Genomic DNA, 19,964 nt, shown 5'->3' with positions numbered 1-19,964 from the left:
GATATACGAAACTTGGCAACTTGTTGCCTTAGTTGAGTTAGGTTCGAAGGAGCAGTATCAAAGAAATTATCCCGGACTTTGTTGCCCGGGATTTTTTATATTAAATATAAATGAGAAAATTTGTCCTAATTTGTTTATTATTTCTTTTTACAGTTGTTTTTGGCGAGACTGATGGGTATCGCGTAAACAGTTTTTACGGAAAGCATAATTCTTCTACAGCAGACGTATTCTTTATAGGCTATGCCCAAGGATTGAATGGTAATGCACCGACCATCGACCTGAACCTGATCACAATTTCATTTTTCCCTTTTGACTTCTACGACATGGAAATAGGAATGGATTTCCTTCATTTCCAAATTTCAACAGTTGGCCGGATTCAAAGAGTTTCTGACGAAGCGTTATGGTGCTTTATTAGCGCTGTGCCCTTTAGTATAGGCTTTGCAGGCGGGTCTCCAATTTTATTAGACATCGGATACACACTTTTTATGGGAGTTAATTATGCTTGGCACAGTTCTCTTTATTTCCCGGTATTACCCCAAAGGTGGCTAGGCATCGTAAACAAGCATCGGTTTGTGACCGAGATAATCACAAAGGGCTGGCACAAGAAAAGTATTACATTTCAAGACGATTTGGGACTTCGCTTAGAATTCATCTTGAAGAAAACTGAGTCTGCTTGCGATTACCCCCAATGTAAAGGCGTAACCCGCTATGACAAGCTCTTTATTGATGCCGGAGTTCGATTCGAGAAAAATTTTGACCGAGACTGGAACTCAAAATTGTTCCTGCAAACCGGTTACCGGATATTGTAAAACTAATGATTTTATTCCGCTTCTTGCTGGAGTTGCGGGATTATTTTATCTGACCAGTCCTCGAAATCGCCGGCTTCGATGTGGTCGCGGGCCTGTTGCATCAAGTGCAGGTAGAAATGCAGGTTATGCAACGTCGATAGCGTCCAGCCGAGGGGTTCCTTGGTCTTGAACAGGTGGCGCACGTAGGCGCGAGTGTAGTTCCGGCAGCAATGGCAGTCGCATTCCGGGTCTAGCGGGCGGTTGTCATCGGCAAACTTAGCATTCTTGTAACGGAGCACTCCCCTGCTGGTATACACGAGGCCGTCCTGTGCGTTCTTGGCGGGCAGAATGCAGTCGAACATGTCGACCCCGCGTTTGATGAGTTCCGGCAGGTTCCAGGGCGTGCCTACCCCCCGGCATTGAAGTGTGGGGGGGGGGGGTGTTTTCAATATTCAGTTTATGGATTTTCTTATTTTATACCATAAACTATACCTGTTTTCTCTTTAGTCCTATAATTGTAGTGATAAGCCAAAATTTCTCCCATCAAGGATTCTCCCGGCATATTTTCAACCTCTATTATAAAACTCAAACTATCTGCATAGCTGTTATTAGATTTGCAATAACCTGAATCTATTACATCTTTTTCCTTTATTTCTCCGAAAGATACTTTCGTAATCCACCATACATTGTTATAAACATAATCTCCGTTATCAACAGGAGTGCCAAGAGGTCCTTTTTCATCAAAAGTCTCTAATATTTCTTTATAAACAAGAGAATCTAACATACATGGAACCGCTATATGACGCCTTTTGCCTTTTATATAGCAAGGCTCACAAGCGCGAACAGTATCTACCGATTTTTTTTCACTTGTTGCACAACTTACAAGCAAAATTGTCGCAAACATCCAAATAGAAAATCGAAATAAAGAATCAATAGTCATCTCAAATGAATTGGATTTGTAGTTTTTTTTAATAGTGGGTTCATGAACGACCATATTCATTACCGGTTAAGTTAAATAATTTTCCCGATTTCATCTAGAGAACAAGAGCAAAAACTCTCTATATTTCCAATTCAAATGTAATTTAAATTCGAGTCAAGCGCACCAAAAATTTACAAAAGGAGCGTCATCTGGCAACCAACCACTTTTGGACTTGAGCGCACCCGCTTCTTAAGACAAATTGCCGGGAGAGGTGCTGGAGTCGTCCCCGCAAGCAATAAATGCAACACCGAGCACCCCAGTAAGGGCACAGACCACAAAACTTTTGGCAAATGAATTCTTCATAAAAAACCGTCGTAATGATTTACCCCTAAAAAATAACAAGGCGGCATGCAAAATTCTTCCATTTTGTCATTTTATGACACTCTAAAAATATATTTTTGCTCTTGCATGGTCAAAAGGCTTCATTTTCCTCAAATAAGCCAATTGACTCAAGTTTCACCACTTGCACCAGCACGAGGAAAAATGTATATTGACTATAGTTCAATTCAACAATGGAGGTCATCATGGCACTAGCAATCGCATCGGTACCGATACTGACCGGCGAAGCGTCGGACAGGTTTGACCTCATGATGGAAGAAAGCGAAAAGCGTCGCGGATCCATCGATTTCTCCAAGCAAATTGAACAAGCCAGAGACATCCTCTCCAAGGCCGATTTTAGAGAATTTAAGTAATGAATTTTCTCCAACAGAAGTGCCGCTTTGGGTTCTATACTCAAGGCAAGGCCGCCCTATGCAAATCATTCAAGTGCGGGAACAACGACTTGGAATTAGCCTAAATTTCCAAAGCAAGCATTTGGGGAGCGACGTTCTCAGTTTTATAAAGGCTTGGTTCGTCGACCCGCTCAACAAGACCGGTTGCCGTTTTCTGCTAGTTGATTCCTACAACAAGGAACGGAACCTCAAGTTCTATCAAAACAATGAGTTCAAATTCTTGTTCAGCACCGAAGAACAGGAACGCGAATTCCGAGGACTCGCAACAGAGAAGCCTTTAAACAGTCGCCTGATGTATTTCGACTTGATTGAATTAAAGAAAAGGACCAGCAATCCTAAGTAAGGCGCAAGCCACCTACTTCAACTACTTCACCCACTTGTCGACTTCTTTCTGGGCCTTGTCAAAAAGTTAGTTTATTCCAAGGGATGACGTTTGCTTCTGTCAGCGACATTTCCTTTGCCCCCGCATAAAGAACGGCCTTTTGCTCGTGGGGATATCCAGAAATTTTTCCCCAAAAATTCAGGTTGTCGAGGAACTCCCAGTTGAATGTTTCCGCCGACTTGATTTCGTAAGCGTAGGGTTTTCCACCCAGGTCCTGAATCAAGTCCACTTCATGTCCGACATTATCTCTCCAAAAAGAAAGCCTTGGTTCTTTACCCTGATTTAATGAACTTTTCATAAATTCATTGATGACCAGATTCTCGAAAAGACTCCCCCGGGCAAAGTGCGATTTTAATTGGCTCGCACTATCAATTTCAAGTAGCGAACACGCAAGACCGGTGTCGTAGAAATAAAGCTTGGGCGTCTTTACAACCCGCTTGTTGAAGTTACGGAAATCAGGTCTTAAGCGATAAAGTATGAAACTGGCCTCTAGCACCGAAAGCCATGAATTTATCGTTGGTGTAGAAACGCCGCACTCGTTTGCAAGCGAAGACTCGTTTAACAGTTGCCCAATTCTTCCGGCACACAACTTCAAGAATTTTACGAATAAATTCAAGTTTCCCACATTCTTGAGTGTACGCAAATCGCGTTCCACATAAGTGCGCAGGTAACTCGGGTAAAAATCTGTAGGTGGAATTTCCTTATCAAAAATACGGGGGTAACCGCCGGTAAAAATTTCCTCGTCCAGTGAAGGCGGGAGCATCCCGGCCGCCTTTAGTTCCGAATGAGAAAAGGGCAGTAAATCGAGCAGGGCAACTCGACCGGCAAGGCTTTGTCCCAATTTTTCCATCAGCAAAAAATTTTGCGAACCGCTCAAGATATACATTCCAGTCCGTCCGACTTCGTCGGTGTGGGTCTGCAAGTACGAAAACAGTCCCGGAACGCGTTGAGCCTCGTCCAGGATAACCTTGTCCGGATGCATCCGGATGAACGCCCGCGGATCCCGTTCCGCAAGGTCCCGTTCGTCAAGATCTTCCAAAGACACGTAATCGTAATCTTTGAATATGTTTCGCAAAAGGGTCGATTTACCCGATTGCCTCGGCCCCGTCACCGCGACAAAAGGAAATTGGCTTGCCCTCTTTTTAATAATCTCTTGTAACTCGCGTGGAATCATACGCACACCACCCTCAATTCGCCACTTTTTCTTACAAATATAAAATACAATTTTAAAATTGTAAAGCCCCCCCCCTCCCCACTTTTTAGGGGGAATGCATAAAACTCCCGAATCCACTCGGATCCGTGAGTTTTCTTTTACAGAATTCAGTGCAATCAGCCTACTTCACCCACTTGTCCACTTCTTTTTGGGCCTTGTCGCGTTCGTTCTGGGCCACGTGTCCGTAGATGGCAAGGCCGGGAGTCACGTTCGCGCCGGTCACCTTCTTGAGGCGCAGCACACCCGAGAGGCCGCTGCCTTCGTGGGTCACGAACGGGTGAATCGTCTTGCCCTTCAGGTTATACTTCTCGAAGAAGGTGAACATGGGCATGGGCATTTCGCCCCACCACACCGGATAGCCGACGTAGATTTCGTCGAATTCTTCGGGGTTCACGTTCACCGGCTTGATGGCCGGGCGTGCGTCCTGTGCAAGTTCCTTCTTGGCCACGTTGATGCAGTCGTCGTAGCCCTTGGGGTATTCCTTTGCGGGCTCCACATGCAGGAGCGTGCCGCCCGTCTTTTTTGCAATCATCTCGGCAATGATTTCGGTATTGCCCTTGGAAATGTTCCCGACGGAATAGTTTTCGTCGGCGCGGGAATAGTAAACGACGAGGATTTTCTTTTCTGCTGCCATAGAGACTCCTAGAAGAAGTGATAAAAGAATCAAGGTGATTTTTTTCATGGGATCCGCCTTTTTTTTCTTGAACCGGTTGCCTATAATATAAGTAAATTCAGGACTGCCGCGTAATGCGAAATTTTTATGCCCACTATTCACTTGACGCATAGCGGATTTATTATATTCTCCCCCAAAAGGGGCTTTTTATGTTTGTCGAGACCTACATTTTGCGATTGCTGGCCGGGTTCCTGGAATACGGGACCCTTTCTGCCGTTGCGGACAAGCTCTACACTTCGCAACCGGCGGTGAGCCGCGCGTTCAAAAAACTGGAAGACGAAATCGGCGCTCCACTTTTCGAGCGCAAAAAGAACCGCATCGAGCTGAACGAGAAGGGACGCACGGTCGCCGAATACGCAAAGCGCATCATGGACTTGCAAGGCGAGATGATGGAAAAGGTGAGCCCGCAAGGGGCGGGTACGCGCACGTTCTCCATCGCGTCGGTCGCCATTCTCCCCGCCATGCGGATGGTGCAGGAACTGCAGGAGAAATACCCCGGTGCGCAAGTCACTTACGAGATTATCGACAACGAGGCGGGCGTGCTGAAGGCTTTGAACGAGGGCTCGGCGGATATCGGCATCACGCTCAAGGCCCCACGCGCAAAGAAATACCGTGCCGAAAAATACATGCAGGAGCGGCTCTCGATTGCGCTCCCCCAAAAGCACCCACTTGCCAAGCGCAAGTCCATCCGGCTCCGTGAACTCAAGGGCGAGACCATCATCCAGCGCAGCAACGTAGGGTTCTGGGAGCAGGTCAAGCGCAAGAAGATTCCCGATGTCACCTTCATCAAGCACGACAGCGTGAAGGGCATTTCAAAGCTCATCGAACAGTCTTCGCTGTTGACCTTCGTTTCGGACCACAAGTTCGATTACGAAATTCCCAAGGACCGCAAAATTGTGCCGCTCGCCGACCGCGAAATGAACGTGGAATTTTTCAAGGTGACTCTGGCGTCAACTCCCTAGCAGGTGGAAATTCAGGTACCACGAAAAGGCGTTGAGCCCGAGCACTTCGGTCCCGACTATAAGCGGGTTTACGTGGGTACCAAACAGGCTGTCTTTGGGAATAATGGTTGTGTCGGGCGCGTGACGGCGCAACTTTAAGAATTACCCCATCATTTAAAAAGGGCATATTCGCAACTTTCTGACAGAGCAACAAAACCAAGGGATAAAGCATACATACGCTTCTTGATTTTTCGTGTTCAAAATTGTATGTTGGTAAAATGCGCTTCCCGCTTAAAGCCTTATTTGCAGCATTCCCTGTACTGGTACTTTTCGCCTGTTCTTCGGTCGAAATTTCCCATAATACAGCGCCCCTGCCACGGCACCACCTGCCTAACGGACATTTCGAGAATACGGACGACAGCTGCCCGCCCATTCGCGATACCATGGAAGCAGACTCGCTTGTCCCCAAGTTTCGTACGCGTATGTACAGGTTACCGATAGTCCGCGGTAACGAAGAACTCTGGCAAGATTCAACGGCAAGTTCGGCCGCATGGATTGGACACAGTACCTACTATATACTGTGGCGCGGTTACGGAATTTTGACCGACCCGATGTTCAGTACATACTCCTCACCCATTCAACTTGTTGGACCTAAACGAGGAACCCCTCCCGGCAGGTCTCTAGATAGCCTGCCCAATGTAAATCTGGTAATCGTAAGCCACGACCATTACGACCATTTGGACCGCACAAGCATCGTGAAAATATTCAATCGATGGAACAATGTGAAATTCGCCGTTCCATTGAAGGTGGCAGCAATTCTTGAAAGTTGGGGAATACCCTCAAAAAATATAATAGAGCTGGATTGGTGGGAATCGGCTGTAGCGGGCCCCCTGAAACCCACGTTCGTACCGGCGCACCATACGAGCCGTCGCGGAATATTCGCCTCTAGCGCAAAATCAACACTATGGGGCGGGTGGATTCTGGAACGCCCGACGGGAGATTCCCTGCATACAACAAAAATGTGGTTCGGGGGCGACCTTGCCATGGGTGACGGGTCATACTACAAGAAAATCGCAGAAAGATTCGCCCCCATCGATGTGAGTTTCCTTCCCATAGGCAGCTACAAGCCCAGCCGCTACACCCGCGTACACGCAAGCCCACGGCAAGCAGCACAGTTACATCTGCTAACCAAATCAAAGTTGAGCCTTGCCATGCACTGGGGAACCTTCGGTTTTGTTTACGACAGGCTCGAAGACCCGCCGAAGGATCTCGCAAGAGCCAGAAAAGAACTGGGCATTCCCGACACGGCATTCTATGTCCCAAAACACGGCGAAATTGTTCCGCTATTCAGGTAAAAAAAATGATCTTTGCTAGCTCTTCATCCTAAAAGCCTTGGGTGACATGCCTGTCATACGCTTGAAGAACTTGCCGAAAAAGCTCACGTCGGGGAAATTCAGTTCATCCGAAATTTCCTGGATATCCATCTGAGTGGACTGCAAAAGGACCTTGGCATCGAGGGCGATGTATTCGTCTATCCATTGTTTTGCGCCCTTGCCGCTCATCTCGTCTATCACCGTCGAAAGGTATTTCGGGGTTACAAAAAGCTCGTCGGCATAATACTTGACGCTGTGTTCCTTACGGTGACGCTCTTCGACATTTCGCAAAAAGGCGTTGAATAGGGATTTCTTGCGATTGCCTCCCTGATGCACGAGGCACTTCCCGATTAAGAAATCAAAGCACTCAAAGGCGATGGACAATACAAGGTTCTTGATGATTTGGTAGCGGTGCTGATTTTTTTTGGTTATTTCGATTTTTTCTTGTAGGTGCTTGAAAGACTTCTTTAGCTGTTCGAATTCTTCTTTTTCTTTTTGCTGGTAGGGTGATTGCTTTATCATTTGAATAAGTTGCAGGCTGTCCTTGACTTGCGATGCCAAGTCGTTCATCATGTCGATGGAACAGGCGATGCATAGTGGCTTGAAGTCTTTGCTTATTTGAAGCTTATGGATGATTTGACCAGGAAAAGCGACGAAAACGCCCCCCTTTTCCAATTCGTATGTGGTCATGTTGACTTCGAGCAGGCAGGAGCCTTTTTCTATCAGTATCAGAATGATTCCTTGCAGGTCAAAATAGCCCGACAGATCCAATTCGTCGATGTTATCGAATACGCCAATCTTTCCTGGAACCAGGTTTACCTGTTTCAAAATTTCCAGTAGGGAAAGATCTGCTGTTTTGATATCGCTTGCTTTTTTGAGATGCCTGTTCATGTCTATAAAATAAATAATAATGAAATTTTTAAATGGTAGAAATTTCTTTTTTTGTGGTAAATTTGTCAAAAATAATGAAATTTATGGTAAATATATCCGATTGTGACGAATTTTCGACCTAAAAAAACCTTTGCATGATAGATAATTTTGGAGTATGAATACGAAACTATTTATATTGCCGATTTTGTCATTGATTTTCTGCGCTTGTGAAAACGAAGCGATTGCCACGCACAACAAGAATGTTGCGGACAAGGGGGCGAAAAAAGTCAAAGTAGAAACTATTGTTGCTCAAGTTACGAATGCGGGACTCTCGCATCGCTATGCGGGTTCTATCGCAGAGATTGCGGCGACGGTCGTGAGTTTTTCTTCGCCGGGGATGGTAAAGTCGGTAAATGTTACCGAAGGCAAGAAGGTAGATAAGGGCGATTTGGTGGCGACGCTCGACGAAACTTCTGCGAAGAATGCGCTAGAAATCGTATCGGCTTTGAAAAACCAGGCCGAAGATGCGCACCGTCGCATGGAAAAACTTTACCAGAACAAGAGCATTTCCGAAATCCAGTGGATGGAAGTGGAAAGCAAATATAAGCAGGCAATCGCATCGGAAAAACTTGCGCAGAAGGCGCTTGACGATTGCAAGCTCCATGCTCCTGCGATGGGAGTAGTCTCGGGCAAGTCGCTAGAAGTCGGGCAGAACGTGCTCCCTGGCGTCCCTGTATTCAAGATTGTCGATATAGCAAAAGTTAAGGCACGCGCGTTCGTTCCCGAGAAAGAAATCGGTTCCATCCGCGTAGGAGACAAGGTTCGAATCCAAGTGGGTGCGTTAGGGAACAAGGTTTTTGACGGGAAAATATCGAACAAGGGTATTTCAGCCAATCCGCTTTCGCGCAATTACGAAATTGAGGCGGAAATCATAAACAAGAGCGGAGAACTTTTACCGGGAATGCTGGCCGAGATTAGTCTTGAAAGGCGTGATTCCTTGTCGGGTGTTGTTCTTCCGACAGCGGCAGTGATGCTTGACGAAAGGAACCGGAAATTTGTGTGGGTTGTTTCCGGCGGGCATGCGGATCGCCGCGATGTCAAAGTTCAACTGAGCGTCGATGTTTCCGGAAATGATGTCCTGGTGCAGGGAATAGAGCCCGGCGATACCGTTATCGTAAGCGGGATACAAAAGGTGGGACGGGGTACTCGCGTGGAGATTGTCTCAAAATGAAAAAGCGTTCCTTTTTTGAAACCGCAATGCGTTATCGCGCAATCGTATTCCTGATTTGCGCCATTCTCGTTGCATTCGGCGCGTATGGTCTAGAACAAGTCCGAAAGAACGAATTTCCGAGTTTCACGGTGCGTCAGGGCATCGTGGTTGCGGCGTACCCGGGAGCGAATGTGGATGAGGTCGAGAATCGCGCCACCAAGCCGCTCGAAGACTTTATTTTTACTTACGCCGAAGTTGACAAGAAAAAGACGACATCTACGACGCGAGACGGACTTGCAATTGTCCAGGTGACTCTTGATGACAATGTCCATGACAAGGATGCCTTCTGGAGCAAGTTCAAGCACGGTGTACAAGTTTTTAAGAATAGCTTACCTGCCGGGGTCATTGCCGTTTTGGTCATGGACGATTTTGGCGATGCATCGGCGATTCTTTTGACGCTTGAAAGTGAAAATAAAACCTATCGCGAGATGTCTGAATATCTCGACCGCTTAACGGACAAATTGCGTACACTTGAAAGCGTCGGTCGAATCAGTCGTTTTGGTGAACAAAAAGAACAAATCTCCATTTACCTAGATAACGAGAAACTTTCGCAGTACGGCCTTGGCTATAAATCTACGATGATGATGCTTGCCGGGCAAGGACTTGTCAATGTCTCGGGATATATCAAGGATGGTAAGGTTAACCGCCCGATTTATGTGAAAAGCGGGATAGAAAATATTCGTGACATTCAGGAAACGATTGTATTTAGTTCGCCCGATGGTGGCGTTGTACGGCTTGAGGATGTAGCCGATGTAGTGCGTGAATACCCGAAGCCGGATTCGTACATAGAGCAGAACGGTCACAAGTGCGTTGTGTTGAGTATTGAGATGCGTTCCGATTACAACATCGTGAAAATGGGTAAGGAAATTGAATCGGTGCTGCGCGATTTTGAAAATGAATTACCCGAAGAAGTCAAGATGAGGCGTGTGACAGACCAGACGGAAGTCGTTGCCGTGAGTATTCGGGACTTTCTCAAGGAATTGCTGATAGCCATTATTTCGGTGGTAATTGTAGTGATGTTGTTGCAGCCTTTCCGCGTGGCCTTGGTGGCAGCGGGAACAATTCCCGTGAGCATCTTTATCGCTCTTGGAATTTTCTACGGATTCGGCATTGAACTGAATACGGTGACGCTTGCGGTTTTGATTTTGACACTCGGAATGATTGTCGATAATTCTATCGTGATTCTGGACGATTATCAGGAAAAGATTGCCGAAGGAGTACCCCGTTGGCGTGCTGCGGCAAATAGCGCTTCGCATTTTTTCAAGTCCATCTTTTCGGCGACACTTGCGATTAGCATTACGTTTTTTCCGTTCCTAATCTTTATGAAGGGAATGTTCAACGAATTCCTGCAATCTTTCCCGTGGGCGATGACGATAGTCCTGATGGTGTCTCTTGGGGTGGCCGTTTTGGTGGTGCCATACTTGCAGTTCGCTTTCTTAAAACCGCATAAGCGTAAACAGTGCAAGTTTAATTTTGAATCGGTATCCAATGCCGTTTACAAAAAGGTTCTTAAGGTCTGTTTCAAATTCCCGAAAACGATTGTTGTAATTGCCATCGTGTGCGTTGTTGTCGGAGCTGTCGCCATTTGGGAGCGCCCCATTCGGTTACTGCCGATTGCACAACGAAATCAATTCTCTGTCGAGATATTCTTGCCTACAGGGACATCCATTGAAAGAACTTCTGCGGTAGCCGACAGCATGAAGCGAATACTCGAACACGACACGAGAATCAAGTCCATAACCTGTTTCATGGGAATGTCTTCGCCGCGATTCCACTTGACATACGCTCCGCAATTCGGTGGGACGAACTTTGCACAGTTTATCGTGAATACGACGGGTGTCAAGGCGACGGATGAAATCATTGAGCAATATGCTCAAGCTTATGCGGAACATTTTACCGATGCTTATGTGCGCTTTAAGCAGTTGAGCTATAGCGATGCGATGTCGCCGATTGAGTATCGCCTGACGGGAGAATCTGAAGTAGAGATTAAGCGCGCCGCCAATAAGATTGCAGACTATCTGCGCTCCATTCCAGATTTCTACATGGTGCGCACTAGCCTCAAGGAACCACTGAATAGTGTCGAAGTCAAGTTGAAAGAGGAAGCATCGAAACTGGGCATAAACCAGATGATTGCGCAGTCGCTCCTTTCTGCACGATACAGCGGCGGCATTCCTGTAGCGAGCCTATGGGAGGGCGACCGCAATATTCCCGTGGTGTTGAAGGGGACAAATGCCGGTAGTGCCGATGTTGCAACACTGGCAAACGAGAAGGTTTCAACATTTGGAGGGCTTGGAAATGTCCCGCTGCGACAAATTGCAGATTTAGAGCCCGCTTTCTACGACGGAGAACGGACGCGTCGTAACGGGTTTCCGGTGGTGACGGTTTCAGCAGAACTTGCATACGGTAAAAGTGCAAATAGTGCGGCAAGGGATTATTTGCAGAAAGTTCGTGAAATTGCCAAGACAGAAAATGTCGGCGTTGAAATCGGAGGAGAGGGAGAGATTGTGAATATACAGATGCCGCGTATTATCACTTCGTTGGCGGCTGCGGTAATCATCATCTTCTTTATTCTGCTATGGCATTTCAAGAAAGTTTCAACAGCTGTTTTGCTTGTTGGTTCACTTTCGCTTTGTGCATTTGGTACGGGAATGTCCATGGCTATCGCGAATCTTGATTTTAGCGTGACATGCGTTTTGGGCATTGTGAGTTTGCTTGGAATTATGGTACGTAACGGCATTATCATGATTGACTATGCCGAAGAACTCAAGCACGAAGAACATTGCGACGCTCAGACGGCAATTTTTAACTCGGCACTTAGGCGTATGCGTCCAATATTCTTGACTTCGGCTGCAGCTTCGGTGGGAGTGATTCCGATGATTATGAGCGGGAGTTCCCTATGGATGCCGATGGGCGTGGTAATTTGTTTTGGAACACTCATTACCATGTGTCTTATTCTCACGGTATTACCGGTTCTCTACTGGAAGGTTTCATGAATAAATTGCATATTAAAATAGCGACTTTTATTTTAGGCTTGCATTCTACTTTGCTGGCGGCTGACATTTATACACTCGAGGACTGTTTGCGTATTGCGCGCGAAAACAACGCGACCCTCAAGAGCGCCAAGGTGAACCGCCAGATGGCAGAAGAAACCGAAGGCAGCGCCTTTCCGGCATATTTTCCGAAGGTCTTTGCAGGCGGTTTCGCGTTCATGGCAAATGATTACCTAGTAAAAAAAGAGATAGACGTGTCCGCCGAAGTTGAAGGCATCGGGCAACAATTTGCACCGACCATGATGCAAATGGGACTTGACCCTACCATGCTTGCAGGGATTCCGACTACCTATAGCATGGGAATGTTGGATAAGGGAATTGTCGGGCACCTGACTTTGATCCAGCCCATATTTGCAGGCGGGCAAATCCACAACGGGAACCAGCTGGCAAAAATCGGCACAAAGGCAGCCAAGTTACAGGAACACCTTGCAGAAACCGAAGTCCGCAAGAACACGGAAACCTACTACTGGCTTATCGTTTCGCTCAAGGAAAAGATGAAGACCATCGCCGAGGCCGAAAAACAGGTAGATGCCATCCGGGCCGATGTACAAGTTGCTGTAGAGGCGGGAGTCGCCGTCAAAAACGACCTGCTCCGTGTGGACCTCGAAAAGAAAAAAATCGAAAGCAATCGCCTCAAGGTAGAAAATGGGATATCGGTCGCAAAGCTCATGCTGGCACGGCAAATGAACCTGGACGACAGCGAATTCGACCTGGCCGAAACCTCTCTCGATAAAATCAATCCACCCGAAGAATACAGGATATCCGCCGACGAGGCTGTGGAACGCAGGGTCGAAAGCAAGCTGCTTGCTGTAAACCGCGAGGTTGCCGAAAAAGAACGTTCCATGGAAAGGGGAAAAGTTCTCCCCACCGTGGCGGTAGGCGCGAGTCTGCTGTACCAGAATCTGCTGGACGACGATGCCGTAAACGGGATTTTGTTTGCATCGGTGACGGTCCCCATTTCGGACTGGTGGGGCAACAGCTATTCTACGGCAAAATACGACCTGAAGGCGCAAAAGGCGGCGATTGACGAAGCCGAGAACAAGAACCTTATCAAGGTGGATATCGATGCCAAGTGGAATACGCTCGAGGAATCCTTTAGGCAGATTGAAATCAGCAAGGATGCCGTTACCCAGGCCGAAGAAAACTTGCGGATGCAGCGGGAATTCTACAACGCTGGCACGGCAACCCTGAGCAACCTGCTCGAAGCCGAGACATTGCGACAGCAGGCAAGCGACAGCTACACCGAAGCTGTAACCGGCTACTACACCGCCATCTGCGCTTATCTAACCGCAACCGGTCGGTAACTATTTCCCGCTGGACGCCTTATCGACAAACAGCGCGCGGGCGATTTCATCGGACTATTTCCTGATGAACTTTTCGTCGGCCTTGGGCATGGTGTTGTCGGGCGTGTAGCGTTCGACAGTCATTTTCAAGTCGTACTTGTCGCGGAGTTTCGCAATCGTCTTCATCATGGGCGAAGCATGGTGCACGTCGATGGCGGCCTGGCTTTCCCACGCGTCAATCAGCAAGATGGTCTCGGGATCGTCCAGCGACTGGAAATATTCGTAGCGGATGTTGCCCTTCTCGGCACGGATTTTCGCCACAGTCCCGCTAGAAACCATCTCTTCGGCGAACTTCTTTGCCGCCCCGTTCTTACCCGTATAGCGCAGGTTTACCGTAATGTTGCTCATGGCACTCTCCGCAAACACGCTCGCAGCGAGCGCAAGGATTGAAAACAATGTTAAAAACTTGAGTTTCATTTTGCCACTCCGAAATGTTTCGCATATAATATAAATAGTTTCGGAGTATGCACAAAATGCTTAATTTTCATGCTCAGTATGCGTGTAACGCATAGTGAAAACTTAAATTCTCACGCTGAGCACGGCGCCTTTGGTGTCGCTGTAAAAGAGCGGGGCAATGGTGACCTTGGGCGGGGTCTGCTTTTCGCCGACCTTTTCCTTGTAGAACACGCTGCCGATATACCAGCCGATGGAGGCCCCCATCAGTGTGCCCGCGACGGCGTCGGAGAACCAGTGGGCCTCCCCTTTTGCGCCGAGCACCATGCTTGTCGCGATGTAGCCCGCATACAGGGCGCAGCCCGCCACGACGAGGGGCTTGTCGCGGTTGTAGCTTGCGATGCTCATGGCCATGGCCGCGTTGGTCATGGAATGCCCCGAGGGCCAGCCGTAAAAGACTCCGCGCCTGAAGAACCCCCACTTGAAATCGCGGGAACGCTCGCCGCTGTTGAGTTCTGCGTCGGGGTGTTCGCGTGCCGAAATCGCCTTGAGGATGTTGTTGTAGAGGAACGCCACGGCGGTAGCCTGCACGGCGACGGCGCCGGTGTTGTTCAGCGCGCGGTTGTCGCTAATGAAGTACATGTACCCCGGAACAAGAATCGGGAAAAATGTCCCCATCATCATGCCGGGAGTGAACGCGATGCCGTACGCCAACTGGTCCTGACGGGCCGCAAAACGCGCCACCATCAAATCGTTATTTTCCATCGAGAACTTGTACGTGAGCGCTCCGCCGAGCATGTGGAACCCGAGCGGCCAGCCGAACGCACTCAGCAACATGTTATGGCCCAGGTGATCGAGCGGAGAAAGCTTTTGAGCGCTATCGACGGCTGCGGAATCCGTAATTGTCGAATCAATCGTGGGCGTTTCAGCATGCGCGAAACTTGCGAATGCCGTGAACAGCACAAGCGTAAAATGTGTTCTGAATTTCGTCAGCAAACGCGTCATCGTCTTCCCGAAGGAAATATACGTTTATTCCACCGAGAATGTCGCCCTCACGTTCCCTTTGCCGAGGATCTGCTGGAGGCGTTTCTTGTTCACGTTGTCGATACGGGCCAGGCGCGTGAAGTTCCAGGAATTCTTGTCGTAGTAGATGGTGATGGAGTTGCCCTGGTAAAGGATGATGTCGCCTGCGTCGGTGTCGATTTGCTTGTCGTTACGCGGGAAACTGCGCGGCAAGTCGGCCACCTTCTCGAAGCTGCCGTAGTCGTGCATGTCGAGCGTCATATCGCCCTGCGCAAGGAATTCGGCGAAGGCCTTGGCGGAGGAATTTTCTTCGAGCGTTGCCGTGAAGGCGGTATCGTTCACATGGATTTTGAGTTTCACGGTAGCCTCCGTTTGGGCTTCAGGCTGCGACGAATGGCTCGCGGCATCGCTGCAGGCCACGAGAAAGAACAACGCTACAAGGACAAAGCTTCGCATATACACAATATAAATAATTGGGCTTGCATTTCGATAACGAAGAATTAAATATGTTTAATGTAAGAATCGTAATTGCTATTTTTGGAATAAGTCCAACAACCCCTTTACGAGGCTTATGACTACAATTCTCGGAATGGTTTTCAATATTCTTGGAAGCCTTTGCGTCCTTCTTTTCGGGATGAAACTCCTTAGCGACGGCATTCAGAAATCCGCCGGCGAAAAACTGCAAAAAGCACTCTCCTTCATGACCCGCAACCGATTCTTCGGTCTGTTTACCGGCTGCGCCCTGACCATGCTCGTCCAGTCATCGGGCGCGACGACGGTGATGGTGGTCTCCTTCGTGAACGCAAGCCTGCTTACCCTGGAACAGTCCGTGGCGGTCATTTTCGGTGCAAACATCGGTACCACGATTACCGCCTGGATTGTGGCCCTGTTCGGGTTCGATTTCAAGATTTCCGCCCTAGCAGTGCCGATTTTCGGCATCGGCTACCTGCTGACTGTGCTCAAGAAATTCAGGAAAGAAAACCTCGGGCATGCCGTCATGGGATTTTCCCTGATGTTTGTTGCGCTGGGGTGGCTTTCCGAAGCGGTTTCGCTGAACGCGGAAAACATGTCCTTCCTGGGGCGAGTCCAGGATTTGGGATTCTGGAGTTTCCCCATTGCGGTCGCTATCGGCATCGCCGTAACGGCACTCATCCATTCGTCTTCCGCCATGACGGCAATCGTCATCACCATGGCGTACAACGGTCTTTTGACCTGGGAATTTTCTGCGGCACTTGTCATCGGGAGCAACATCGGCTCCACGGTGGATTCCATCATGGCGGCCTTCGGTTCAAAGGACAACGCGCGCCGCACGGCCCTGGTCCACGTGATTTTCAATAGCGTCACGGCCGTACTCGCCCTGATATTCCTGAAACAGCTTACCATAATCGTCGACTTTATTACTCCGGGTCGTGCCGAAGTTGCCATCACCTACCACATCGCCATGCTCCATACGATTTTCAACGTGACCGGAACACTCCTGTTCCTCCCCTTCACGACGCAGGTGGCAAGGCTTACGAAAAAAATCATCAAGGATTTCCCCGAAGAGATTCCTGCCGTTTACACCTTCCCGTTCCCGGATCTCGCCGCCCACGAATCAGCGACCATCCCGCTGGTTTCGGTGCGAAAGGAAATCCAGAACATGGCCGACAACACGGTGGAAATGTTCACCCGCATCCAGAACGGCCTTGCCGGAGACCCGAAGGAATTTGTCGAAAACCACTACGACTGGCTAGAAAAGGAAGAAGGCTACCTGGACCAGATGCAGGAACAACTGACATCGTACCTCTTGAAGTGTCAAAAACTGAACCTGCTTGAATTCCAGATGAACGACATCAACTCCATGCTCTCCATTGTCACGGAACTGGAAGCCCTCTCGGACGAGTGCCTTACCGTGGCGCTGTTCATCAAGCGCGTGGCCGAAAAGAATTTGTCTATACTCCCCGAAGACAGGGAACGGCTTTTCCCCTACATCGGGCTTGTACAGCAGTTGCTGAACCTTGTGCACAGCCACCTGGGCACGATGGACGGCGAACTTTCTGCCGAACAGTTTGCCACGGCCCGAGACCTGGAAGAGCGCATCGACAACGAACGGACCGCACTCAAGAAGGTGGCGCGCAAACGACTCGAAGAAGGGAACAACGTCAAGGCGGAACTCCTTTACATCGACATCGTACGGAAAATCGAAAAGATGGGCGACAGTTGTTTTACCATGGCAAGGCTCATGGGAGATCGCCGAGCGTAAAAAATTATCGCCCAGACCTTATTACTAATACCGATCCAAGCGTCAAAACAGCACCCACAAGAAGCACGATTGATGCACTTGTGGCAATGTCCCCCATGCCGACCAGCGGAGAGACGATTCCACCCATCAGGAATCCTGAGGCCCCGATGGCCGCGGCTGCGGTGCCTGCATTTGCGCGTTCCGCATTCAATGCCAATGCGTTTGCCGGGGGCTGACTCATGCCGAACATGAACGTAAGCCCCATAAAGGCGACCTGCAGAAGCGGGAGTAAAGCGTGCGTCATGAGTGCGGCAGCAACAGCAATTGCGAAAACGAACATTCCCACGCCAGCGATTTTCAAGGCCTTGTATTCGTTGCCGACCTTGCCCGAAAGCGCACAACCGAACGCCGTGAACAACGCGTTCAACGCAAAGCAGAGGCTGAAACCCACAGGCGAAAGGCCGTAGATTTTTTGGTAAATAAAGGGCGAAGAGGCGATATACCCGAACAAGATAATCATCGGGAAGGTACATACCAGAAAATACAATACGTAGGTGTGGTTCTTGAATACTTTTGCATATAAGCTAAAGCTTGCCAAGACGGATTTTTTGCTGCGGCGCTTTATCGGGAGCGATTCCTGGAATTTCCCTGACATAAAGAGCAACAGCGCTCCATACAGGAGCAATACCGCGAATGTCCCCTTCCAGCTCATGAAATTCAGCAAGAAACCGCCCAGCACGGGGGCTATAATCGGGGCGACTCCGTTCACAGCACTCACCATGGCAAGGAACTTGGTGAGGACGGGACCACGGTAGGAATCCGCCGAAATAGAACGTGCTATCACGATGCCGCCGGACGCCGCCATGCCCTGCAACAAACGAAACACGTTGAAGGTTACGATGTTCGGCGCGACAATGCAGGCGACAGTCCCGCAAACAAAAAGCAACAGACAAACTAGCAACAACTTTTTGCGGCCGTACTTGTCGCTCAGCGGGCCTACAAAGAGCTGCCCCACCGAAAGTCCGAGCATGCTCATGGTGAGGCTCAGTTGCGCCATCGAGGGGCTTGCCGCAAAGTAGTCGGCAAGGCTCGGGAGGGCCGGCAAGTAAAGGTCCGTCACGAAGGGGCCAAACGCCGAAAGCAAGCCAAGCAACAGCATAAGGAAAGTGAATTTCTGTTTTCCGCTCATAAATTCCTCTTGGCGAAGCTGCATAGAATCGCCATAAAAAAAGCCCGCAAAGCCTTACAACTGGACTTATGCGGGACCGCTACACGTTGATTTCGCAAGCGAATTTAGGAAAAAATTTTTCCGTTGGCAAGTTCTTGACAAAGGCAAAAAAAATTTTTATTTATGGGCACGAAATTTCATTGCGTATAATGGTTCAGCGTGAAACTCAAACATCAGGGTTTTGCGCCTTTTTTATTGCGCAGGGCCCGCAACAAAAGAGGTTAAAATGGACTTTTACATGAAACTCCCGCGCGGCAAACGCGAATTCACCCTTTTTCTCGTGACACTTTCGATTATCTCGATGAACATCATCGCACCGCTCATCACCTGTTTCGAGATGGGCTTTAGCATGGAAAGCTGGGCGCACGTATTCCCGATTATGCCGATTCTCTGGCCGTGCGTCATCGCGACGGTGCTTGTCACATATAAGCCTGCGGCGTTCCTGACTTCAAGGCTCACGCAGAAAGGCGACAGCTTCCACGCAGTGATTACACTCAACATCATGTGCACGGTTTTCCTGATGTCCATCATCTTGACGATTGTAGGCACCTGGGTCGGAAACCGCGAAATTACAATGGAGCCGCTGGTAAACTTCTTTTACAAGTGGCCTCGTAATTTCGCCATTTCGCTCGCGGTAGAAATCTTGATTGCGCAGCCGATTGCCCGCCGCGTGATGCTAGGCCTGCACAAGTACCGCGACGCCCGCCGGGAAGTCGCAATTTCCAACTGAGCCGTAAATAATTTTATCTATCTTTTCGTTTGTGACAGGCATCGAAGAACAATTCAACGGCAAGAAACTTCTTGTCAAGAAACTCGTTCCTTTCGGGTTCACGAAGGAAGGGCCAAACTATGCGCTCGTCCGCGAAATACTTGGCGGACAGTTCCGTCTTGAAATCAGAGTGGGACGAGGCAAGAAGGTTTCCGTCAAGGTATTCGATAACGATTCCGGCGAAGAATACCTACTGTTTTCGGTGCTGTCAGTGCAGGGGGCCCTCGTGGGCCGCATCCGCAAAGAAGTTTCCGCTATTACGGATAATTTCATCAGCGAATGTTTCGAGACGCAGATTTTTAAAAGGAAATCAGCAAACGACCTGATCGGCTACGCGGAGCAAAAATACGGAGACAAGCCCGAATATCTGTGGGAACGGTTTCCGCAATTCGCCGCCATCCGCAAGCACGAAAACAAGAAATGGTATTGCCTATTGGGGACTGTCGAAAAATCAAAAGTTGGCCTCAAGGGCGACGAGATTATCGAAGTAGCGAACTTCAAGATAGTCCCGAAGGAATTGCCGGGACTCCTGAAAAAGCCCGGCTACCTCCCCGCATACCACATGAACAAGAAAAGCTGGGTATCCGTCCTCCTTGATGGAACAGTGCCGCTAACCGAAATCAAGAAATTGCTGGATAAAAGCTATACGCTGGCGTGAGAAAGCGGCCCGCAATTCGCAGGCCGCTTTTTGTTTAATGTTGAATTCACTTTTACTTC

Annotated in this window: 20 protein-coding genes; 11 read left to right on the top strand and 9 right to left on the bottom strand. The window is 48.8% G+C overall.

Annotated features, from left to right (window positions below):
* Positions 1–110 precede the first annotated feature (110 nt).
* Positions 111–809 (top strand): hypothetical protein, encoded by a 699-nt coding sequence (locus tag Q0628_RS02455; RefSeq protein WP_298767988.1) that lies wholly within the window; start codon positions 111–113, stop codon positions 807–809.
* A gap of 11 nt (positions 810–820) precedes the next feature.
* On the opposite strand, the gene Q0628_RS02450 is transcribed toward Q0628_RS02455, so the two are convergent.
* The gene (locus tag Q0628_RS02450; protein WP_298767987.1) at positions 821–1,237 is read right to left on the bottom strand and encodes a tRNA guanosine(34) transglycosylase Tgt; all 417 of its coding nucleotides are present in this window, start codon (positions 1,235–1,237) and stop codon (positions 821–823) included.
* A gap of 20 nt (positions 1,238–1,257) precedes the next feature.
* Positions 1,258–1,788, bottom strand: a complete 531-nt coding sequence (locus tag Q0628_RS02445; RefSeq protein WP_298767986.1) for a hypothetical protein — start codon at positions 1,786–1,788, stop codon at positions 1,258–1,260.
* Between the two features lie 503 nt (positions 1,789–2,291).
* On the opposite strand from Q0628_RS02445, the gene Q0628_RS02440 reads away from it, so the two are divergent.
* Positions 2,292–2,459: a hypothetical protein gene (locus Q0628_RS02440; protein ID WP_173319863.1), complete on the top strand. Its 168-nt coding sequence runs from the start codon at positions 2,292–2,294 to the stop codon at positions 2,457–2,459.
* A 58-nt stretch (positions 2,460–2,517) separates the two neighbouring features.
* A complete protein-coding gene (locus tag Q0628_RS02435) occupies positions 2,518–2,841 on the top strand; it encodes a hypothetical protein (RefSeq protein WP_298767985.1) in 324 nt (107 codons plus the stop codon).
* A gap of 58 nt (positions 2,842–2,899) precedes the next feature.
* On the opposite strand, the gene Q0628_RS02430 is transcribed toward Q0628_RS02435, so the two are convergent.
* Positions 2,900–4,054 (bottom strand): ATP-binding protein, encoded by a 1,155-nt coding sequence (locus Q0628_RS02430; protein WP_366979023.1) that lies wholly within the window; start codon positions 4,052–4,054, stop codon positions 2,900–2,902.
* Between the two features lie 160 nt (positions 4,055–4,214).
* On the bottom strand, positions 4,215–4,727 hold the full coding sequence (locus tag Q0628_RS02425) for a flavodoxin (protein ID WP_298767983.1): 513 nt from the start codon (positions 4,725–4,727) through the stop codon (positions 4,215–4,217).
* A gap of 188 nt (positions 4,728–4,915) precedes the next feature.
* Between Q0628_RS02425 and Q0628_RS02420 the strand changes: the two genes are divergently transcribed.
* Together Q0628_RS02420 and Q0628_RS02415 are read left to right on the top strand one after the other, a co-directional pair.
* The gene (locus Q0628_RS02420) at positions 4,916–5,728 is read left to right on the top strand and encodes a LysR family transcriptional regulator (RefSeq protein ID WP_298767982.1); all 813 of its coding nucleotides are present in this window, start codon (positions 4,916–4,918) and stop codon (positions 5,726–5,728) included.
* Between the two features lie 257 nt (positions 5,729–5,985).
* Positions 5,986–7,062 (top strand): MBL fold metallo-hydrolase, encoded by a 1,077-nt coding sequence (locus Q0628_RS02415; RefSeq protein ID WP_298767981.1) that lies wholly within the window; start codon positions 5,986–5,988, stop codon positions 7,060–7,062.
* Positions 7,063–7,077: 15 nt separating this feature from the next.
* Here the strand turns inward: Q0628_RS02415 and Q0628_RS02410 are convergent, their stop codons facing one another.
* On the bottom strand, positions 7,078–7,971 hold the full coding sequence (locus Q0628_RS02410) for an AraC family transcriptional regulator (RefSeq protein ID WP_298767980.1): 894 nt from the start codon (positions 7,969–7,971) through the stop codon (positions 7,078–7,080).
* Positions 7,972–8,125: 154 nt separating this feature from the next.
* Here Q0628_RS02410 and Q0628_RS02405 point away from each other — a divergent pair, with 154 nt between their 5' ends.
* From Q0628_RS02405 to Q0628_RS02395, 3 genes are read left to right on the top strand one after another with little or no spacing between them, the layout of a single operon-like run.
* A complete protein-coding gene (locus tag Q0628_RS02405; protein ID WP_298767979.1) occupies positions 8,126–9,181 on the top strand; it encodes an efflux RND transporter periplasmic adaptor subunit in 1,056 nt (351 codons plus the stop codon).
* Positions 9,178–12,213 (top strand): efflux RND transporter permease subunit, encoded by a 3,036-nt coding sequence (locus Q0628_RS02400; protein ID WP_298767978.1) that lies wholly within the window; start codon positions 9,178–9,180, stop codon positions 12,211–12,213. The genes Q0628_RS02405 and Q0628_RS02400 overlap by 4 nt, the downstream gene beginning before the upstream one ends.
* A 38-nt stretch (positions 12,214–12,251) precedes the next feature.
* Positions 12,252–13,574: a TolC family protein gene (locus Q0628_RS02395; RefSeq protein WP_298767977.1), complete on the top strand. Its 1,323-nt coding sequence runs from the start codon at positions 12,252–12,254 to the stop codon at positions 13,572–13,574.
* A 54-nt stretch (positions 13,575–13,628) separates the two neighbouring features.
* Here Q0628_RS02395 and Q0628_RS02390 read toward each other — a convergent pair whose 3' ends face one another.
* The 3 genes from Q0628_RS02390 to Q0628_RS02380 all read right to left on the bottom strand — a co-directional run bounded on the left by Q0628_RS02390 (position 13,629) and on the right by Q0628_RS02380 (position 15,485).
* On the bottom strand, positions 13,629–13,961 hold the full coding sequence (locus tag Q0628_RS02390) for a putative quinol monooxygenase (RefSeq protein WP_366979022.1): 333 nt from the start codon (positions 13,959–13,961) through the stop codon (positions 13,629–13,631).
* 171 nt (positions 13,962–14,132) lie between these two features.
* Complete coding sequence (locus tag Q0628_RS02385; RefSeq protein ID WP_298767975.1) at positions 14,133–15,011, bottom strand: phosphatase PAP2 family protein; 879 nt, start codon at positions 15,009–15,011, stop codon at positions 14,133–14,135.
* Between the two features lie 24 nt (positions 15,012–15,035).
* Positions 15,036–15,485, bottom strand: coding sequence for a cyclophilin-like fold protein (locus Q0628_RS02380; protein WP_298767974.1), 450 nt, complete (start codon positions 15,483–15,485; stop codon positions 15,036–15,038).
* 115 nt (positions 15,486–15,600) lie between these two features.
* On the opposite strand from Q0628_RS02380, the gene Q0628_RS02375 reads away from it, so the two are divergent.
* Positions 15,601–17,271: a Na/Pi cotransporter family protein gene (locus Q0628_RS02375; RefSeq protein WP_298767973.1), complete on the top strand. Its 1,671-nt coding sequence runs from the start codon at positions 15,601–15,603 to the stop codon at positions 17,269–17,271.
* A 4-nt stretch (positions 17,272–17,275) separates the two neighbouring features.
* Here Q0628_RS02375 and Q0628_RS02370 read toward each other — a convergent pair whose 3' ends face one another.
* Positions 17,276–18,439, bottom strand: a complete 1,164-nt coding sequence (locus tag Q0628_RS02370; protein ID WP_298767972.1) for a Bcr/CflA family efflux MFS transporter — start codon at positions 18,437–18,439, stop codon at positions 17,276–17,278.
* Positions 18,440–18,704: 265 nt separating this feature from the next.
* Between Q0628_RS02370 and Q0628_RS02365 the strand changes: the two genes are divergently transcribed.
* On the top strand, positions 18,705–19,208 hold the full coding sequence (locus Q0628_RS02365) for a hypothetical protein (RefSeq protein ID WP_073114417.1): 504 nt from the start codon (positions 18,705–18,707) through the stop codon (positions 19,206–19,208).
* Positions 19,209–19,239: 31 nt separating this feature from the next.
* Positions 19,240–19,905, top strand: coding sequence for an MmcQ/YjbR family DNA-binding protein (locus Q0628_RS02360; protein WP_298767969.1), 666 nt, complete (start codon positions 19,240–19,242; stop codon positions 19,903–19,905).
* Positions 19,906–19,964: the final 59 nt, after the last annotated feature.

Origin of the sequence: uncultured Fibrobacter sp., assembly GCF_937877005.1 — a bacterium.
Classification (GTDB): Bacteria; Fibrobacterota; Fibrobacteria; order Fibrobacterales; family Fibrobacteraceae; genus Fibrobacter.
Note: the sequence above shows the minus strand (reverse complement) of the source record. Positions and strands in the feature narration are given on the sequence as shown.